The organism is Arthrobacter sp. IK3 (genome assembly GCF_051337705.1).
GTDB lineage: Bacteria > Actinomycetota > Actinomycetes > Actinomycetales > Micrococcaceae > Arthrobacter_B > Arthrobacter_B koreensis.
Map to the genome: position 1 here is coordinate 157,525 of NZ_JBPPSW010000007.1, position 17,319 is coordinate 174,843.

Genomic DNA, 17,319 nt, shown 5'->3' on the forward strand with positions numbered 1-17,319 from the left:
GCAGGCTGCTGGGGCATCATCCCTGAAGATGACATTTGGAGGGGCGTCCTCATTCCTTCGGTTCAGGGGAGGGGGACGGCGCAGATTAAGGTTGAAGCATGCCTGACCGTCCGTCCTCCGTCGTGCCCCGAATCTTCACCGCAGTCCTGGCCTGTGCGAGCCTTCCCATGGCGCTGCTGGTACCGCTGTGGATCACCGCGGGACGGATGCTTTTTGGCGTCGAGGGGCACCTGGTTTCGATTTTCGCGCTGACGGCCGGGCCGGTGCTGGCCGTGCTGATGCTTGCCGCTGCCGTAAAGATCACTGCAGCGGCCGCGGCACGCCGACCATTTGGTGCGCCCCTGAAGACCTCGCTGCTGCTGCTCGCCAACTACGTGCTGGCCGGCGCGTTTGGATTCTTCGTGCCGGATTTCGGTACGCCCCAGGCAGGATCGGTCTTCTCCGCCCTGGCCGGGCCGGAGGTGCTGGGATATTCGGCGGCCCTGGCCAACCCCTTTGGCATCGCCACCCTGATGGTCACCGTGGCGGTGCTGGTCACCGCGCTCCGGGCCCGGCCCGAACCGGCTGGACGGCAGCAGGCGGCACGCCTATAGCGCCTGCTTTGGTCCTGCAGGCTCCGCCGGGCCGGGTGCCCGCTGCCACGGCAGCCGGCCGGTTACCTCCAGCTGCAGCGAATAGCTCAGGAACGTCCGGATCAGCACAATGACCGCCAGCACCCCGAGCGACTCGAACGTGGGGGTGACCGCGACAGTCCGGATGATGTCCGCGGCCACCAGCAGTTCCAGGCCCAGCAGGATGGCCCTGCCCAGCTGCTGCCGGTACACCTCATAGACCTTTTCGCGGCGCTGCAGCAGTCCCCGGGCGGCCAGCACGGAAGCGACGGCGGCGCCGGCCACTATCGCGGCGACTCCGGCCAGGTCCACCACGGACCCGGCCGTCTCAATGAAGTAGTGGAAGTCCATTCCGCTGACCGCTCCCGCCTGCCTCGAAGGAAACATCCGTCATCCTCAACTGAGCCCCGGCCGCCGGTGCGGTGTCAACGCGCCGGGGCCCCGGAGGCGTGCAGGGACGGATAGTAGAAGTCGAAGTCGTCATACGGATCCCGCCAGGCGGAGTCGTCCCGCGCAATACGCACGACGGCGGCTGCCGGCACCCAGCGGTTGTGGGCCTGTCCGTCGTCGTCGATCCAGTGCACCAGCACCTCGGTGCGCGTCCACGCTACTGCTTTGCCGTCCGCTGCCAGAGCCTCGAAGCGGCACCGCACGTACGGTTCCTGCCGGTACGGGGCGTGTGAAACCCGGGGTCGGGCCGGGGAGGAAGAGCGGAGCGGGACGGAGTGCGCGGTAACGGTCATGTGCCAACTGTTGCCGACGGCACTGACATTGGGCCCGCACAACGGCCGGGGCCGGGCAGGCTAGGAGGCCAGGTCCCGCCATTTCGCGGCGGCACGGTTGCCCAGCGAGGTGCTGCTGTCCTTGACCTTCCGCGGAATCATGCGGATGACCGGAGCCAGGTCGGCGCGCACCGAACGCTGCGGCGGGACTGGCTGCTGGACCCGTACCGGACGGGCGGTCTCGGAACGCTGCGGCTGCGATGCCGCGGCGGGAGCCTGCTGCGCGGCCACTTTGCCCGGCCGGTTCATCAGCAGGTAGGCCAGGGCAACGGGTGCAATCAGCAGGGAAATCAGGGTGAGGGTGCCCAGCGCATAGAGTGCCAGCATGGCGTAGAAGGGCCGGTCAAACAGCGAGGCCACAAAACCGGCGCTGCCCAGGAGCATCCACAGCCAGAAGATGATGAGGGCGCCCATGACGGTGCGGGCGCGGCGGAAAAGCATAACGGAGTGACGGCGTGCCGAAGGCGCGCTTGCCTGAGACTCACTGCCCATTTCGTTCTCCCCCAGCTACAAGAGCCCAAGACCGGCGGACCCTACCGCTGATATTAGTCCCTTTTTGTCCGTAACTCTGGCATACACAGGCAACAATGGTTTGTGTCGTTCCACGAGAGGAAGATTTTGCGCTCCAACCCCGGCCCCGGTTTGCTGTTCGTGCTCGTCTGCGCCATGGGAGCCGGGCCGGTCATGAACTACGGCATCTCCGCCACGAGCACACTGATCATCACGGACCTGGGCATCAGTGAATCCCAGTTCGGCCTGCTCGCGGCTACCTGTTTCGCCAGCGCCGCACTGTCATCGATGTCCCTGGGCCGGCTGAGTGACCGCATCAGCTCCCGCTCCCAAATGCTGATCATCTTCGGCGGCACGGCCCTGGCCCTGGTGCTGATGGCCCTGTCAGGGAACTACCTGTGGCTGCTCGCCGCCGTCCTGCTCTCCGGGCCTGCGCAGGCCATCTCCAACCCCACCACCAACCGGATCATCATCCACGCGGTCCAGCCGGGAAAACGGCCGGGGTGGATGGGCATCAAGCAGTCCGGCGTGCAGGCCAGCCAGCTGTTTTCCAGCCTGTTCTTCCCCGCCGCCGCCCTGTTCGCTGGCTGGCGCGGAGCCGCCGTCGGAGCAGCACTGGTGCTGGGCCTGCTGCTGGCCTACGCCTGGCAGCGGCTGCCGGCAGAACCCCGTGGAACGTTGGGAACGGAGCGGGAACGTCCGTCCGCCGAACGCCGGTTCCCCGCGGCGGTATGGCTGCTGGCCGCATTCGCGCTCTTCTCGGGTGCCGGCATGCAGGCCACCAACGTCTACCTGCCGCTGTTTGCGCAGCGGGAACTGGGCTTCTCTCTGCTGCTTGCCGGAGCCACGGCCGCGGCCGCCGGAGTGGTGGGGGTGGCCTCCCGGGTGCTGTGGGGCCGGCGCATGGCCGAAGGCGTCCGTGCCTCAACCCTGCTGCTCATCCTGGCCGCCGGGGCCATCTGCGGTGCGGCGCTCCTGCTGGCCGCCGGCGAAACCGGCAACCCGGCGCTGCTCTGGGCCGGTGTGGTCTTCCACGGCGCGTCCGTCCTCGGCGTGAACGTCGTGGTGATGGCCGGCGTCCTGCGAGAGGTACCCAAGGAACGTGTGGGAGCGGCGTCGGGCGCCGTATCCCTGGGCATGTACGCCGGGTTCGCCACCGGCCCGCTGGCAATGGGCCTGCTCCTGGAATACTCCGGGGACTTCCTGGACGGCTGGATCTTCATCGGTGCGTCCTACCTGGTGTGCGTGCTGGTGGGGCTGGCCTATCGCCGGCTCGGCCGGTGGGCGGCCGGATCCGGTTCTCACAGCCCCCGCACAGCAGCGGATCAGGACGGCGAAAGCCCGGAAGGGGAGAATGGAACCGGAAGGGAAGCGGCCGGGACCGGAAACCCCCGGCTGCCGGAGTAGCAGCCCTTCGGGCACAGATTCAGGGCAGCATCCAGGGAAGGCACACGTTGACCGAAGCATCGAAGAATTTTGTTGCGGACCTGCCCCGGCTCACGCATCCGGACGGCACTCCCATCCGCGCACTGGTGGTGGACGACGAACCGAACCTGGCGGACCTGGTCAGCATGGGCCTGCGGATGGCCGGCTGGGAGGTGGCGGTGGCAGGCGACGGCCGCTCCGCCGTCTCGCGTGCCCGCGAGTTCCGCCCGGACGTCCTGGTGCTGGATGTCATGCTGCCGGAGTTCGACGGCGTGGAAGTCCTCACCAAGATCCGCAGCTTCGATCCGGACGTGCCGGCACTGTTCCTCACCGCCAAGGACTCAGTGGAAGACAGGCTCACGGGTCTGGCGGCCGGCGGGGACGACTACGTGACCAAGCCGTTCAGCATGCAGGAGGTGCTGCTGCGCCTGCACCGCCTGGTGCAGCGTTCCGGTGCTGCCTCCGCGGACAGCGCCGAGCTGGTGGTCGGGGACCTGGTGCTGAACCTGGACACCCGTGAAGTCACCCGCGGGGGCGACGAAATCCAGCTCACCGCCACGCAGTTCGACCTCCTGCGCTTCCTGATGGAGAACCCGCGCCGCGTGGTCAGCAAATCCCAGATCCTGGACCGGGTCTGGGACTATGACTTCGGCGGACAGGCCAACATTGTGGAGCTCTACATCTCCTACCTGCGCAAGAAAATCGACGCCGGACGCGCTCCCATGATCCACACCGTCCGCGGTGCGGGCTACGCGCTCAAGCCGGCCACATGAGCGCCGCATGAGCGCCGCGGGGCGCTTGCGGCAGCTGCGCAGCGGGCTCGTCCGGCGGCTGGGCGGCTGGCGGCTGCGCAGCAAACTGCTGGCGGCAACCCTGGGCCTGCTACTGCTGACGTGCCTCACCATTGGGTTCTTCAGCCACGCCGTCATGAACGTTTTCCTGGTTCGGCAGCTGGACACTGAGCTGCTGGACGCCTCTGACCGGGCCGTCAGCTTCCAGCCGCCGCCCGGCGCCCCGCAGTACCTTCCCGGCATGGCACCGGACCCGCTGGACGCTCCCGGCCAGGGCAGGATCGGGATGCTGGGTGCACGCGTCACGGACGGCACGGTGGCCAGCGCCGGCGTGGTGCAGCCGGACGGAACCCGCGCAGCCCTGTCCGGGGAGGATGCCCGGGAGCTCGCATCTTTGCCGGCAGACGGACAGCCCGTCACCCGTATGCTCTCCCTCGGTGAGTACCGCCTGGTTGCCCAGCCGCAGCCCGGAACGAACGGCGGCGTCGTTGTGTCCGGCCTCCCCCTGGCCGAAACGAACAGCACGCTGCTGTCCCTGGGGCTGACCATTGCCGGTGTGTCCGCCGCGGGCATGGCCCTCACCGGAGTGCTCGGTTACCTGATCATCCGGCGTTCGCTCGAACCGCTCGAGGAAGTCTCCGAGATCGCCACCCAGGTGGCCACCATGCCGCTGGCGGCCGGCGACGTCGAGCTTCCGGAGCGGGTGCCCGAATCCCTGGCCCATCCGGGCACCGAAGTGGGGAGCGTGGGCCTGGCCTTCAACCGGATGCTGGACAACGTGGCCAACGCACTGGGGGAGCGGCAGCGCAGTGAGATGCAGGTCCGGCGATTCGTGGCGGATGCCAGCCACGAACTGCGCACCCCGCTCACCTCGATCCGCGGCTATACCGAAATGGTCCGGCTGACCGAGGACCTGAGCCCCCAGGCCCAGCAGTTTCTGGGCCGGGTGGAGGCGGAGTCGCTGCGCATGAGCGGCCTCGTGGAAGACCTCCTGCTCCTCGCCCGCCTGGATGAAGGGCGTACCGCGGAACCCGTTGAAGTGGACCTGTCCCAGTTGGCCGTTGAATCGCTGTCCGACGCGCAGGTTGCCTCACCGGACCACCATTGGGTGCTGGCACTGCCGGAGGAACCGGTGCTGGTGCAGGGGGACTCCGGCCAGCTGCGTCAGGTCATGATCAACCTGCTCAGCAACGCCGGAAAGCACACCGGACCCGGGACCACCGTGCATCTGGCCTTGGCCGGAGAGCCCGACGGCGGGACTGTCCTGACCGTGGCGGATGACGGACCCGGCATTCCCCCAGACTTCCAGGACCGCATCTTCTCCCGCTTCGCCCGGGCGGACACCGCACGCAGCGGCCTGTCCGGGTCCACCGGCCTGGGACTGGCGATTGTGGCGGCCATCGTCAAGGCCCACAACGGCACCATGGGGGTGGACAGCCGTCCCGGACGGACGGTCTTTACGGTCCGGCTGCCGGCGGGCGGAACCGCACCGGCACCCGCCCGGAAGGCCTAACCCGTGCTGCCCGGTTCCGGCGTGGCGGAGGGAGCCGGCCCGGTTCCGCCGGAGTCCGTGTGCCGCGGGCTGTCCGGATTCAGCAGCGAGTGTTTCCGGCTGTAGAACCAGTACACGGCCATTCCGATCAGCAGCCAGACGGCGAACCGCAGCCAGGTTTCCCAGTGCAGCTGGGAAATGAGGAACGCCGAGGCCAGCACGCCGAAAGCCGGGATCCAGGGCATCAGCGGGAGCCTGAACTCCCGTGGAGCGTCCGGCTGGGTCCGGCGCAGCACAATCACGGCGATGCAGACCACCACGAACGCTGCCAGGATGCCGATGTTGGTCAGGTCCGCCACGGCGCGGATCGGGAAGAACCCGGCCAGCAGGGCGGAGACCCCGCCGGCAATCCAGGTCACGCGCTGCGGGGTTCCGTTGTTGTCCGTGGCGGAGAACCACCGGGGCAGCAGCCCGTCCCGGCTCATCGAGAACCAGACCCGGGTGACGCCGAGCAGGAAGGTCAGCATCACGGTCAGGATGGACAGGACGGCGAACGCGGAGATCACGGTGGCGATCACCGGCAGGCCAACGTTCTGGAACGCTGACGCGAATCCCGCCGTGGGGCTGATCTCGGTGTAGTTCTGCATGCCGGTGAGCACCAGGGTGGCCAGGATGTACAGCACCATGGCGATGCCGAGGGACAGCAGGATGGCCTTGGGCATGTGCTTCTTGCCGTCCTTGGCCTCTTCGGCGGCGGTGGACATGGCGTCGTAACCGAACACCGCGAAGAACACCGTGGCGGCGCCCGTGAACACTGCGCCAAACCCGTTGGGCAGGAACGGCGTGTAGTTGGACGTGTTGATGAAGAAGATGCCCAGGCTAATGATGAACAGGATCAGCAGGACCTTCAGTCCCACCGCCACCAGTTCAAAGCGGCCGAATGTCTTGGTTCCCCGGCTCAGGATGAACGTGATGAACAGGCAGACCACCAGGGCCGGCAAGTTGACCGCGCCGCCTTCCACGACGTCGCCGGTGCCCTGCATCCACACCGGCACATCCAGGCCGATCCCGGCCATGAACTCGGTGAAATACCCGGAAATGCCAATGGCGACGACGGCGACGATCGCCGTGTATTCAAGCAGCAGGTCCCAGCCGATGAACCAGCCGATGATCTCCCCGAGGGCCACATAGCCGTAGGTGTAGGCGGACCCGGCGCGCGGCACCATCCCGGCGAACTCGGCGTAGGACAGCGCCGCCGCGGCGCTCGCCAGCCCGGCGATCAGGAAGGAGATCAGGACCGCCGGACCCACGCCCTCGGCGTCGGGCCCTCCGTTGGCCACCAGCCCCGCCAGGGTAAAGATGCCGATGCCGATGATGCCGCCCACGCCGATGGCCGTCAGCTGCCACAGGCCCAGGCCCTTGAAGAGTTTGGAACCGGATGCCTCGTCTTCAGTCAGCTCAATGGGCTTGCGCCGGAAGACGGAGGTTTCCCTGTTTGCCGCGGACATATTGGCTCCTTGGACATCATGGACGGTGGTGCTGCATGGAAGTATCTGCCCCGTTCGCCCCGGCCGGAACCCCATGCGGCTTTTTCTCCGCCCGGCTCGGCCAAGCGCCCCCTGCTCGGCTCGGCCAAGTGCCCCCTGCCCGGCTCGGCCAGGCGCCTCTAACCGGCGAAGGCGCAGCCCGTGCGGGAACTGCGCCTTCGCGGGTTGGGGGAGTTATTCGCCGGGACGGGTGGTCTGTTCCGCCAGCCTGTCCCAGATGGACGTGTCGGTGGTCCCGATCGAGCCGTCGGAGATGGCCCGGGCCGCGGCATCGAGGGTGGTGACGGTTTGCTTGATCAGGTAGCCGTTGCTCTTCTGGCCCAGTACGGCGGAGGGGTTGGTGTTGTCCGACATGCCGCGCATTTCGAACAGCAGGGTGGAGATGCCGTACTCAACCGCAATGCCGTTGCGGCTGATGGTCTCCGCGGAACCGCCCACGTATCGGCCCAGGTGGCCCCAGCCGGTGGAATCGATCGCGTTGAACACCACGGCACCGAGCTGCTTCGAACCTTGAACCACCTCGGGGGAGGCGTTCGGCGTCGTCGGGTAAAGGATCGATCCGGAGACGAGCTTGCCGTCGCGCTCGCTCTGCGTGCCCTGGTGGTGCAGGTCGATCATGTAGTCGATGTCGTAGGCGCGCATCACGTTGTTGTGCAGGGCCTGCGTCTCCGGCTGGATCTTTGCCACATGGTCCCGGTTCAGGTCCGTGCCGGTGGCATTGGCGCGTGTGAGCGTGCGGCCGGTGGCGATGTAGCCGTCCAGCGGGAAGTCGACGTCGCCCATCGCTCCGTCCGGGTTGAGCATCGGCACAATCAGGATGTTGACGCCGTCGAGCACGCCCTTGGTCTTGCCGGTGCCGAGGTGCTTCACGAACTCCAGGGCGCCCTCGGTGGTGAGCTGTTCATTGCCGTGCTGCTGCGTCAGGTACAGGATAGTGGGGTTGTCCGGGTTGCTGATGTACTTCGCGAGGTACAGGTCGCGGCCCTTCACGGACTGCCCAATCACTTCCAGCTCCATTGCCGGCTGCTTGGCGTCCTGCTTCTTCAGCTCCGCCACCACCTCGTCATAGGTGCGAAGGATCGAGGTGTTGATGGTCTCGTTGCCGTTGTAGTTCGGCCCTTCACCGACGGCGGCGGCGGGAACTGCCGTGCCGGCTGCGAGCAGGGCAGCAATCGAGAGTGCTGCAGCTGTTTTCGGGATCCTCATGGGGGTCTCTCCTCAGGTAGCGCGGGGTGCGGTCCAAGCAGTGAAACCGGGCCGGATGGATGTGTCAATCGAAGGGCGCGCAGTCTTCTCTTTTCGCGGAGTGTCCTATATAAGGCCACGTCAGAGCACATTTTGAGTCATGGGACGCAGGTTCGGAAGCGGTGCCGAATGTGAGCTGGCGCTCAGCTGCGGATAGGGTTGTTTGATTCGTTCTTTGAAAGGCCAGTTATGCGCGACCGTATTTCCCATCCCGGACTCTCCGAACTCGTCATGTCTGCGGAGCAGGCAGCAGCGATGATCAAGCCGGGAATGACGGTAGCGATGAGCGGCTTCACGGGCGCCGGCTACCCCAAAGCCGTGCCCCAGGCGCTCGCCTCGCAGATCGAAGAAGCCCACACCCGGGGCGAGGACTTCCAGATCAAGGTGCTCACCGGCGCCTCCACCGCCCCGGAGCTCGACGGCCTGCTGGCCAAGGCCCGCGGCATGGAGCTGCGCCTGCCGTACCAGTCGGATCCCACGCTGCGGAAGCGGATCAACGACGGCGAACTCGAGTACATCGACATCCACCTGGGGCACGTGGCGCAGTACGCCTGGTTCGGGTTCTACGGCCACATTGACCTGGCCGTCATCGAAGTGGTGGGCATCAACGAGGACGGCAGCCTGATCCCGTCCTCCTCGGTGGGCAACAACAAGACCTGGATCGAGCAGGCAGACAAGATCATCCTTGAGGTCAACACGCAGCAGCCCGCCGCGATGGACGGCATGCATGACGTTTACTACGGAACCGCCCTGCCCCCGCACCGCAAGCCGATTCCGCTGGTCAACCCGGACGACCGCATCGGTGAGCCCTACCTGCGCCTGGACCCGGAAAAGGTGGTTGCCGTCGTCGAAACCGATGCCCCGGACCGGATGACGCCCTTCGCCGCACCGGATGAAACCTCGCAGCAGATTGCCGGGCACCTGCTGGACTTTTTCGAGTCTGAAATCCAGGCGGGACGCCTGACGGACAAGCTGCTGCCGCTGCAGTCCGGCGTCGGCAACATCGCCAACGCGGTGCTGGCCGGTCTCGCCGGCGCCGGGTACACCGGACTCACCGCATACACCGAGGTGATCCAGGACGGGATGCTGGAGCTGATCCGGGACGGTGTGATCCGGGTGGCGTCGGCAACCTCCTTCTCGCTGAGCCCGGCGGGGATCGAGGAGTTCAACTCCAACATCGAGTTCTACCGCAAGCGGATCATCCTGCGGACCCAGGAGATCTCAAACCACCCCGAGCTGATCCGCCGGCTGGGCTGCATCGCCATGAACGGCATGATCGAGGCGGACATCTACGGCAACGTGAACTCCACCCACGTGGGTGGAACCGCCATGATGAACGGCATCGGCGGGTCGGGGGACTTTGCCCGCAACGGGTTCCTGTCCGCGTTTATGTCCCCGAGCACGGCCAAAGGCGGAAAGATTTCCGGGATTGTGCCGATGGCGTCCCACGTGGACCACACCGAACACGACACCATGCTCATCATCACCGAGCGTGGCCTGGCGGACCTCCGCGGCCTGTCCCCGAAGCAGCGGGCCCGGACCATCATCGACAAGTGCGCGCACCCGGACTTCCAGCCCCTGCTGCAGGATTATTTCGACCGTGCCAGCCGGGATTCGGTGGGCAAGCACACCCCGCACCTGCTCGATGAGTCCCTGGCCTTCCACCAGCGGTTCGTCGAGACCGGTACCAGCCTGCCGGAGACTGTGCGCAGCTAACTCTCGCCCCGCGCGCTGCCGGCCGCCGGATCAGGATCCTGAGCGGTCGGCGGGCACGGGAGCCGGCTTGTCCACGAACTTCAGGCCAATCACGCAGCCGACAATCCCGGCCAGGAACAGCACCTTCAGCACGCCGGGTTCCTCGGTACCGGTGAACATGGCCCAGGCCACCGTGAGGACGGCTCCCAGTCCGGTCCACACCGCATAGGCGGTACTAATGGCGATGTGCTTCATGGCGTAGCCGAGGCCGGCCATTGACAGTGCAGCCGCCACGGCGAAGACGATCGACGGCACCAGGACGGTGAAGCCGTTGGAAGCTTCCAGCGCGGTGGCCCAGACGGCTTCAAGGACGGCGCTCAGCAGGAGAATGATCCAGGCCATGGCTATGCCACCAACTTCAGGCCAACAACGCAGCCGACGATTCCCATCAGCAGCACCACCTTGATGATGGTGGCCCTCTCGCCGCCGAACAGCATGGCGTACCCGGCTGTCAGCACGGCGCCGATCCCCACCCACACGGCGTATGCGGTGCCCACGGGGATGCCGAGCATTGCCCAGGCGAGGCCGGCCATGCTGGCGGCAAGCGCGACGGCGAAGATCAGGGTGGGAACGGGTTTCTTGAAGTTGTTCGACTTCCCCAGTGCTGTAGCCCATACGGCTTCGAGCATCCCGGAGGCGATGAGGACAACCCATGACATGGCTAGCTCCTTTGGCCAGTCTTGTCGCGTGCCGGGTACTGAACCGTCGTCCGGGGGCCGGAGTATTCACGGCCCTGCCACCAAGGTAGCAAATCCTGGAATTCCGTGCCGCGTGCCGGGTCACCATTGCCCCGGAGAGGGGAGCCCGGCAAAGGATAAGCACCCCCGAGCGGTGCACCAAATCGTCTCGGCGCCAGCGCCCATCCGGTTTCGGGCGGCGGCGCATCCGGACCAGCTTCGCCGATATCGTTAACCCTGTGCCCGCCCAGCACGGGCCTTAGGCACTGACCGGACCCCCTCCCCGAGAGCCGGCCCGGCAGCAGCCAAGACACTCCTGCACATCCGTTGCGTCCGCACAGCTGCGCGCGCCCCGGAGTGCCAGAGCGGGGCACTGCGACGCCGGGACTACGGTCCCCGGCGTTTGGAACCTCAACGAAGCGGAGAAGCAATGCCCCACAAAATCATCCTGGACTGCGATCCCGGCCACGATGATGCGGTCGCCCTGCTGCTGGCACACGGCAGCCCGGAGATCGAGCTCCTGGCGGTGACCACCGTCGTCGGAAACCAGACACTTGAGAAGGTAACCCGCAACGCGCTCGCGATTGCGCGTGTCGCAAATATCACAGGTGTTCCGTTCGCCGCGGGCTGCGACCGGCCCCTGGTGCGCACCATCGAAAACGCTCCGGACATCCACGGAGAGTCCGGCATGGACGGCCCCGAGCTGCCCGAACCGACCGTCGAACTCGATTCCCGCCACGCCGTGGACCTGATCATCGACACGGTCATGTCCCACGAGCCGGGCACCGTCACCCTGGTTCCCACCGGTGGGCTGACCAACATCGCCATGGCCGTGCGCAAGGAACCGCGGCTGGCCGAGCGGGTCAAGGAAGTCGTGCTGATGGGCGGCGGCTACCACGTGGGCAACTGGTCCGCCGTGGCTGAGTTCAACATCATCATCGACCCCGAAGCAGCCCACATCGTCTTCAATGAGAAGTGGCCGCTGACCATGGTGGGCCTTGACCTGACCCACCAGGCGCTGGCCACGGACGAGGTCGCCGAGCGCATCGCCGCCGTCGGCACCAAGCCGGCCAAGTTCGTCGGTGAACTGCTCGAATTCTTCGGCCACACGTACAAGGACGCCCAGGGCTTCGACTTCCCGCCGGTGCACGATCCCTGTGCCGTTGCCTACGTGATCGACCCCTCGGTGATGACGACCCGGCGCGTGCCGCTGGACGTCGAGCTGACCGGAACCCTCACCCTCGGCATGACCGTAGCGGACTTCCGAGCCCCGGCGCCGGCTGACTGCAACACTTCCGTCGCCATGGAACTGGACCAGGACAAGTTCTGGGGCCTGGTGGTAGACGCCCTCGAGCGCATCGGCGAGGTGGACCTGTGAGCGCCACCGCCCAGCGACGCGTCAATGTAGGCGCGCTGATGGCGGCGCTGCTGGCCGCCTGCGTTGCGTTCCAGCTCAACGCCTCCATGCTCTCCCCGGCACTGGTCACCATCGAAGAGGAACTGAACACCACCTCTGCCGCCGTTGGCCTGACCCAGACGGCGTTCTTCACCGCCGCCGCACTGTTCTCCCTGTTCCTGCCCCGGCTTGGCGACATCATTGGCCGCAAAAAGGTCCTCGCCGGAATGCTGATTGTGCTGACCATCGGTTCGGTGGTCGCGGCGCTTGCCCCCAGCATCGAGGTCCTCTTCGTTGCCCGCCTGATCCAGGGCGTCTCCGGACCTGTTGTTCCGCTGACGCTGATCATGCTGCGCGTCGAAATCCGCGACGCCAAGCTCTACGGAACCCTGATGGGCGTCATTACCGCCGTCAACGGCGGCATTGCGGGCGTCGACGCCATCGCCGGCGGCTACCTGGCGCAGAACCACGGCTTCGCCTCGGTCTTCTGGGCCATGGCCGCTGTTGGTGCAGTCGCCACCGCGCTGCTGCTGTTCCTGGCACCGGAATCCACGGCAGAGAAGAAGGAAAAGATGGACTGGGTCGGCGTCGTGCCGCTGGTCATCTCCGTTGGCACCCTGCTGACCGCCTTCAACGAAGCCGGCAAGCTGGCGGACGCCAACTGGCCGCTGGTTATCGGATTAATCGCGGTGGCCGTGGTTGCTTTCGCCGTGTTCTGGCAGGTTGAAAACCGCACCGAACAGCCGCTGGTTGCCACCTACCTGCTGAAGCAGCGCTCCACCTGGGCCCTGCTGCTGACCACGCTGCTGACCATGACCGGCGTCTTTGCGGTCATGAACGGCATTATTCCGGCACTGGCGCAGGACGGCGTCATCGGCTTCGGCATGGGTGCTGAGGAATCCGCCTGGTGGACCCTGACCCCGTACGCCATCGCCGGCCTGATTGTCGGCCCGATCGCAGGGCGCCTGGCGGCGACCCTGGGCTACGGCAAGGTACTCCGCATCGGCATGATCGGTTCGGTCATTGGTCTCACCCTGGTGCTCCTGGTGGTGGGCAGCGACTCGAAGCTGGGCCTGCTGGGCGTGTCCGTGCTGATCGGCATCACCTACGCGGGAATCGGCAACATCATGCTCAACGGACTGGGCATCGTGCTCTCACCGAAGGAGAACCCGGGCTTCCTTCCCGGCCTGAACGCGGGCGCGTTCAACCTGGGTGCGGGCCTCAGCTTTGCCGTGATCTACGCGGTCAAGACGGCCACCACGCCGGCCGACGGCGGTGCCGGAGGCTACTACGGCGGTATTGTTGCCGGTCTGGTCACCCTGGTGCTGGCCCTCGCCGCGTCCTTCCTCATCCCCAAACCGGTCGCAGCCGAGGTGCCGGCCGGCGCCCCGGCTGACCGCTGACGCCAGCCCGTTCCCAAGGAGAATCCCGCATGCCTGCAGGAAAAGTCGTTGTTGTTGGGTCGCTCAACGCGGACCTGACCGTCCGCACCGAGCGCTTCCCCTCACCGGGGGAGACCCTCAACGGGTCCGAGCTGGTGATCGTCCCGGGCGGCAAGAGCGCCAACCAGGCCGCCGCCGCCGCGATCCTCGGCGCGGACGTGCGCCTGTTCGGTGCCGTGGGTGCGGATGGGAACGGCGATCTGCTGCTCGACGCCGCCTCCAGTGCCGGTGTTGACGCGTCCCGCGTGCTGCGCCGCACCGGCACCGCTACGGGTACCGCCATGATCGTCGTGGACGCCGCCGGCGAAAACACGATCATTGTGTCCCCGGGCGCCAACGGAACCGTGACGGGCGCTGAACTGCCGGCAGACCTGTTCGACGGCGCTGCCGTGCTCACGCTGAGCCTGGAGGTGCCGCTTGAGGCGGTCACCGCTGCGGCCAGGGCAGGGCACGACGCCGGTGCCCAGGTGCTGCTGAACCTCTCGCCTTACCGCGACGTGCCGGCGGAACTGCTCGGGCTGACCGACGTGCTGCTGCTGAACGCGCACGAAGCCGCGCTGGTGACGGGGCTCGCGGACCCTGCTGCGGACTGGGAAGCGGTTCTCGCTGCCCTGGACGCACTGGGGGTGCGCCGGACCATCATCACCCTCGGCGGGGACGGCGCCGTCGTACTGGATGGAACCGCGGCCGGGGACGCGCGCGTGGTGCGCGTTGAGCCGACCAAGGTGACCGCAGTGGACACCACGGGGTGCGGGGATGCCTTTACGGCAGCCACGGCAGCACGGCTCGCTGCCGGCGAATCCCTGGCCGAGGCCGCCCGGTTCGCAGCGCGTGCCGGTGCCCTGGCTGCCACCCGCGAAGGCGCGCAGTCCTCCTACCCGGTCCTGCGGGACCTGCTGGACTAGAACGGTTTTCCGCCAGACGGTTACAGACAGGAGAGGCCCTGCACCACACGGTGCAGGGCCTCTCCTGTTACGGGGACGGAACGTCAGGACTTCGGTGCCTTGTGGGACCCACCCGTCCGCCGCCACTGTCTCTTCACGGCGGCGTCCACCTGGGTTGCCACGTGGTCCTCGTAGTGTTCCTGCATGGTGTCCTGGACTTGTTCGGTCACGTGGGCCGTGATCTGGTCCCGGGCCAGCTTCCGCTGGGCACGCATGAGGGTCTCGTGTTCCTGATGGAAGGCCTTGGCCGTCGCCACGCACATCAGCAGGATGACCACGCTGAATGGCACCGCCGTCAGGATGGCCGCCGTTTGGATGGCCTCCAGGCCGTTGGCTAGCAGCAGCGCAATGGCCACGGCAGCGGCGGAGAGTGCCCAGAAAATCCGAATCCAGTTCTTCGGTTCAACATCGCCGCCGGTGGAGAGCATGCCCGTGACCAGGGCGCCGGAGTCAGCGGAGGTGATGAAGAAGATCGAGATCAGAAGGATCGCACCGATAGTCAGTGCAGTGCCGCCGGGCAGCCCGCCCAGCATGCCGAAGAGCGAACCTTCGGTGTCTACTGACCCGTCGGCGCCTACCAGGCCGCCTTCGCCGAACAGTTCACGGTAGATCGCAGTGCCACCCAGGACTGCGAACCAGAGGAACCCGACGATGCTGGGAACCAGCAGCACGCCTGCGACGAACTGCCGGACGGTGCGTCCCTTGGACACACGGGCAATGAAGATGCCTACGAACGGTGCCCAGGAGATCCACCAGCCCCAGTAGAACGTGGTCCAGGCGGCCTGCCAGGCCTCGCCCTCGGCACCGGAGAAGGCCAGCGTGTTGAAGGTCAGGCCAATAACGTTCTGCAGGTAGTTGCCGATCGACTGCACGAATTCGCGCAGCAGGAACAGGGTGGGCCCGGCAAACAGGACGAACAGCAGCAGCAGCCCGGCCAGCATGAGGTTGATGTTGGAGAGCCACTTCATGCCCTTGCCCACACCGGAGACCAGTGAAGCGATCGTGAGCATGGTGATGCCGAGGATGAGTCCTACCTGCGTCATCTGCGTGGCCTGCATGATGTTGGCTTCTTCCAGGCCGGCGGAAATCTGCAGCACGCCAAGACCCAGTGAAGTTGCCACACCGAAGAGGGTGCCAACCAGGGCGACGACGTCAATCAGGTTGCCCCAGCCGCCGGAAACGCGGCGCTTGCCCAGCAGGGGCTCCAGGGTCCAGCGGATGGATATGGGTCGGCCCCTGCGGTGCACGGCGTAGGCGATGGAGACACCTACCACGACGTAGATGGCCCAGGCATGAAGCCCCCAGTGAAGGTAAGTCTGGGTCAGTGCCTGCTGCGCCAGCTGGATGGGGGAGCCTTCAACACCCGGGCGGGGTGACGCGAAGTGGTTCAGCGGCTCGGCGACGCCGAAGAACACCAGGCCGATGCCCATGCCGGCCGCGAACAGCAGCGCGAACCAGGACCGCATCGAAAACTCCGGCTCGTCCTCGTCCTTGCCCAGCTTGATGTCCCCATAACGGCTGAGCCCAATCCACAGGGCGAACACCACGAAGATGGCGATAGCGGCGACGTAGTACCAGCCGAACCAGCGGATGACGTTGCTCTGCACTGAATTGAACATGTCCGTGGCGGTGCCGGGGAAAACGATGGCAAAGACCGCGAACACTACGATGATGGCGGCAGCCGGCCAGAAGACCCAGCGGGCGATGCCGCTGCCTGGCTTGGGTGTGGCTGCGGGGGGTTCCCGGTCCACCTTGGCCGGAGACTCGGTCTCCGTTATTTTCGCTTCGGTATCTCTTCCGGTACCAGCGCCTTGTGTGGCGGTCATTCCCAGTTTCTCCTCCTGCGCTTTTGTCAAGCGCTTCAGACTTTTTCTGGCGGATGCTCTTGCTGCGGCGACTTGCACCGTCTATAAGCCTACTGAGATACCGCCGGGTGTTGAAACTGGTAGCACAAAGTGACAGGGAGGAAGAGATTCGGCGCGTGGGGAAAAACGCGCCCCTGGAGTCTCGCTTGCCTCTTTCACGGGGCTTCCCGGCGCTTAGTTCGCGCCGTAGTGTCCGGGCCATTCATCGGCAGGAATCCGCGAGATTTCCCGGACGCCGCCAACTGTTCCCCATTCGTTCAGGCCCAGCCGGGACAGCGGGCGCAGCGCCTCGATCCGCGGGTGTGAATCGGCGTCGAGTGTGTCCGAACGGACTGCCGCCCGGAGGATTTCGCCGTAGACAACAAAGCAGTCGCCCACCGGGTGGATCTCATGCAGCCTGCATTCCAGGGCCACGGGGGAGCCGGCGACCCGAGGCGGCCGGACGGTGGCGCTGGGCTCGGCGGCGATGCCGGCGGCGTCGAACTCGCTGACCTCGGCGGCGAAACCGGTGCCGGTGGCGTTGACGGCTTCGAACATGTCCTCGGGCGTCAGGCTGATGACGAACTCGCCCGTCTCCCGGATGTTGCGCAGCGAGTCCTTTTCGCCCACGGAAGTGAAGGAGACCACCGGCGGATTTACCGAGGCGATGGTGAAGAAGGAGTGCGGGGCGAGGTTCTCCACTCCCGCCGCGGATACGGAGGAAACCCAGGCGATGGGGCGGGGGACCACCACGGAGGTAAGCAGGCGGTAGAAGCTGCGGCCGCCCATTTCGGCGGGATCGAAGTCCGTTCTCATGGTGTTGAGCTTAGCGGCGTTCCCAAAAGCGGGACGGGCTGG

At 66.4% G+C, this 17,319-nt stretch carries 17 protein-coding genes and 1 riboswitch; of the genes, 8 read left to right on the forward strand and 9 right to left on the reverse strand.

Annotation, left to right across the window (positions count from 1 at the left end; all coding sequences use genetic code 11):
• Positions 1 to 98: 98 nt before the first annotated feature.
• On the forward strand, positions 99 to 593 hold the full coding sequence (locus ACSLGO_RS11140; protein WP_436401118.1) for a hypothetical protein: 495 nt from the start codon (positions 99 to 101) through the stop codon (positions 591 to 593).
• Here ACSLGO_RS11140 and ACSLGO_RS11145 read toward each other — a convergent pair.
• The 3 genes from ACSLGO_RS11145 to ACSLGO_RS11155 all read right to left on the reverse strand — a co-directional run bounded on the left by ACSLGO_RS11145 (position 588) and on the right by ACSLGO_RS11155 (position 1,885).
• Positions 588 to 962, reverse strand: a complete 375-nt coding sequence (locus ACSLGO_RS11145) for a DUF1622 domain-containing protein (RefSeq protein WP_263129036.1) — start codon at positions 960 to 962, stop codon at positions 588 to 590. The two genes, ACSLGO_RS11140 and ACSLGO_RS11145, sit on opposite strands and share 6 nt — an antisense overlap.
• Positions 963 to 1,036: 74 nt before the next feature.
• The gene (locus tag ACSLGO_RS11150; RefSeq protein ID WP_141653620.1) at positions 1,037 to 1,354 is read right to left on the reverse strand and encodes a hypothetical protein; all 318 of its coding nucleotides are present in this window, start codon (positions 1,352 to 1,354) and stop codon (positions 1,037 to 1,039) included.
• Between the two features lie 60 nt (positions 1,355 to 1,414).
• Positions 1,415 to 1,885, reverse strand: coding sequence for a hypothetical protein (locus tag ACSLGO_RS11155; protein WP_436401119.1), 471 nt, complete (start codon positions 1,883 to 1,885; stop codon positions 1,415 to 1,417).
• A 126-nt stretch (positions 1,886 to 2,011) separates the two neighbouring features.
• Between ACSLGO_RS11155 and ACSLGO_RS11160 the strand changes: the two genes are divergently transcribed.
• The 3 genes from ACSLGO_RS11160 to ACSLGO_RS11170 are packed head-to-tail and all read left to right on the forward strand — an operon-like array spanning position 2,012 to position 5,632.
• Positions 2,012 to 3,310: an MFS transporter gene (locus tag ACSLGO_RS11160; RefSeq protein WP_436401120.1), complete on the forward strand. Its 1,299-nt coding sequence runs from the start codon at positions 2,012 to 2,014 to the stop codon at positions 3,308 to 3,310.
• A 47-nt stretch (positions 3,311 to 3,357) separates the two neighbouring features.
• Positions 3,358 to 4,101, forward strand: coding sequence for a response regulator transcription factor (locus ACSLGO_RS11165; RefSeq protein ID WP_436401121.1), 744 nt, complete (start codon positions 3,358 to 3,360; stop codon positions 4,099 to 4,101).
• Positions 4,102 to 4,108: 7 nt separating this feature from the next.
• Positions 4,109 to 5,632: a sensor histidine kinase gene (locus ACSLGO_RS11170; RefSeq protein ID WP_436401122.1), complete on the forward strand. Its 1,524-nt coding sequence runs from the start codon at positions 4,109 to 4,111 to the stop codon at positions 5,630 to 5,632.
• Here the strand turns inward: ACSLGO_RS11170 and ACSLGO_RS11175 are convergent.
• Together ACSLGO_RS11175 and ACSLGO_RS11180 are read right to left on the reverse strand one after the other, a co-directional pair.
• Positions 5,629 to 7,119, reverse strand: a complete 1,491-nt coding sequence (locus tag ACSLGO_RS11175; protein ID WP_436401123.1) for an amino acid permease — start codon at positions 7,117 to 7,119, stop codon at positions 5,629 to 5,631. The genes ACSLGO_RS11170 and ACSLGO_RS11175 overlap by 4 nt on opposite strands.
• Before the next feature lie 213 nt (positions 7,120 to 7,332).
• Positions 7,333 to 8,364, reverse strand: coding sequence for a M14 family zinc carboxypeptidase (locus tag ACSLGO_RS11180; protein WP_436401124.1), 1,032 nt, complete (start codon positions 8,362 to 8,364; stop codon positions 7,333 to 7,335).
• Positions 8,365 to 8,592: 228 nt separating this feature from the next.
• Between ACSLGO_RS11180 and ACSLGO_RS11185 the strand changes: the two genes are divergently transcribed.
• Complete coding sequence (locus tag ACSLGO_RS11185; RefSeq protein WP_436401125.1) at positions 8,593 to 10,119, forward strand: acetyl-CoA hydrolase/transferase family protein; 1,527 nt, start codon at positions 8,593 to 8,595, stop codon at positions 10,117 to 10,119.
• Positions 10,120 to 10,149: 30 nt separating this feature from the next.
• On the opposite strand, the gene ACSLGO_RS11190 is transcribed toward ACSLGO_RS11185, so the two are convergent.
• Both ACSLGO_RS11190 and ACSLGO_RS11195 read right to left on the reverse strand, forming a co-directional pair.
• Entirely contained in the window at positions 10,150 to 10,500 is a 351-nt protein-coding gene (locus ACSLGO_RS11190) for a DMT family transporter (protein ID WP_152273954.1), read from the reverse strand.
• 2 nt (positions 10,501 to 10,502) lie between these two features.
• On the reverse strand, positions 10,503 to 10,817 hold the full coding sequence (locus ACSLGO_RS11195; RefSeq protein WP_436401126.1) for a DMT family transporter: 315 nt from the start codon (positions 10,815 to 10,817) through the stop codon (positions 10,503 to 10,505).
• A 10-nt stretch (positions 10,818 to 10,827) separates the two neighbouring features.
• Positions 10,828 to 10,895: riboswitch (guanidine-III (ykkC-III) riboswitch) on the reverse strand.
• A 370-nt stretch (positions 10,896 to 11,265) separates the two neighbouring features.
• Here ACSLGO_RS11195 and ACSLGO_RS11200 point away from each other — a divergent pair.
• The 3 genes from ACSLGO_RS11200 to ACSLGO_RS11210 are packed head-to-tail and all read left to right on the forward strand — an operon-like array spanning position 11,266 to position 14,578.
• Positions 11,266 to 12,213: a nucleoside hydrolase gene (locus ACSLGO_RS11200; RefSeq protein ID WP_436401127.1), complete on the forward strand. Its 948-nt coding sequence runs from the start codon at positions 11,266 to 11,268 to the stop codon at positions 12,211 to 12,213.
• Between the two features lie 38 nt (positions 12,214 to 12,251).
• Positions 12,252 to 13,634 carry an MFS transporter gene (locus tag ACSLGO_RS11205; RefSeq protein WP_436401164.1) on the forward strand — a complete coding sequence of 461 codons (1,383 nt, stop codon included), beginning with the start codon at positions 12,252 to 12,254 and terminating at the stop codon, positions 13,632 to 13,634.
• A gap of 29 nt (positions 13,635 to 13,663) precedes the next feature.
• Positions 13,664 to 14,578, forward strand: a complete 915-nt coding sequence (locus tag ACSLGO_RS11210) for a ribokinase (protein ID WP_263127772.1) — start codon at positions 13,664 to 13,666, stop codon at positions 14,576 to 14,578.
• An 83-nt stretch (positions 14,579 to 14,661) separates the two neighbouring features.
• Here ACSLGO_RS11210 and ACSLGO_RS11215 read toward each other — a convergent pair whose 3' ends face one another.
• A complete protein-coding gene (locus ACSLGO_RS11215; protein ID WP_436401128.1) occupies positions 14,662 to 16,443 on the reverse strand; it encodes a BCCT family transporter in 1,782 nt (593 codons plus the stop codon).
• A 213-nt stretch (positions 16,444 to 16,656) separates the two neighbouring features.
• Positions 16,657 to 17,277, reverse strand: a complete 621-nt coding sequence (locus ACSLGO_RS11220) for a flavin reductase family protein (RefSeq protein WP_436401129.1) — start codon at positions 17,275 to 17,277, stop codon at positions 16,657 to 16,659.
• Positions 17,278 to 17,319: the final 42 nt, after the last annotated feature.

What these genes read in the sequence shown, in the direction of transcription:
- ACSLGO_RS11220 (WP_436401129.1), bottom strand. Translation starts at nt 17,277, where the DNA reads ATGAGAACGGACTTCGATCCCGCCGAAATGGGCGGCCGCAGCTTCTAC.
- ACSLGO_RS11205 (WP_436401164.1), top strand. Translation starts at nt 12,252, where the DNA reads ATGGCGGCGCTGCTGGCCGCCTGCGTTGCGTTCCAGCTCAACGCCTCC.
- ACSLGO_RS11140 (WP_436401118.1), top strand. Translation starts at nt 99, where the DNA reads ATGCCTGACCGTCCGTCCTCCGTCGTGCCCCGAATCTTCACCGCAGTC.
- ACSLGO_RS11170 (WP_436401122.1), top strand. Translation starts at nt 4,109, where the DNA reads ATGAGCGCCGCGGGGCGCTTGCGGCAGCTGCGCAGCGGGCTCGTCCGG.
- ACSLGO_RS11145 (WP_263129036.1), bottom strand. Translation starts at nt 962, where the DNA reads ATGGACTTCCACTACTTCATTGAGACGGCCGGGTCCGTGGTGGACCTG.
- ACSLGO_RS11180 (WP_436401124.1), bottom strand. Translation starts at nt 8,364, where the DNA reads ATGAGGATCCCGAAAACAGCTGCAGCACTCTCGATTGCTGCCCTGCTC.
- ACSLGO_RS11150 (WP_141653620.1), bottom strand. Translation starts at nt 1,354, where the DNA reads ATGACCGTTACCGCGCACTCCGTCCCGCTCCGCTCTTCCTCCCCGGCC.
- ACSLGO_RS11190 (WP_152273954.1), bottom strand. Translation starts at nt 10,500, where the DNA reads ATGGCCTGGATCATTCTCCTGCTGAGCGCCGTCCTTGAAGCCGTCTGG.
- ACSLGO_RS11210 (WP_263127772.1), top strand. Translation starts at nt 13,664, where the DNA reads ATGCCTGCAGGAAAAGTCGTTGTTGTTGGGTCGCTCAACGCGGACCTG.
- ACSLGO_RS11195 (WP_436401126.1), bottom strand. Translation starts at nt 10,817, where the DNA reads ATGTCATGGGTTGTCCTCATCGCCTCCGGGATGCTCGAAGCCGTATGG.
- ACSLGO_RS11215 (WP_436401128.1), bottom strand. Translation starts at nt 16,443, where the DNA reads ATGACCGCCACACAAGGCGCTGGTACCGGAAGAGATACCGAAGCGAAA.
- ACSLGO_RS11185 (WP_436401125.1), top strand. Translation starts at nt 8,593, where the DNA reads ATGCGCGACCGTATTTCCCATCCCGGACTCTCCGAACTCGTCATGTCT.
- ACSLGO_RS11155 (WP_436401119.1), bottom strand. Translation starts at nt 1,885, where the DNA reads ATGGGCAGTGAGTCTCAGGCAAGCGCGCCTTCGGCACGCCGTCACTCC.
- ACSLGO_RS11175 (WP_436401123.1), bottom strand. Translation starts at nt 7,119, where the DNA reads ATGTCCGCGGCAAACAGGGAAACCTCCGTCTTCCGGCGCAAGCCCATT.
- ACSLGO_RS11200 (WP_436401127.1), top strand. Translation starts at nt 11,266, where the DNA reads ATGCCCCACAAAATCATCCTGGACTGCGATCCCGGCCACGATGATGCG.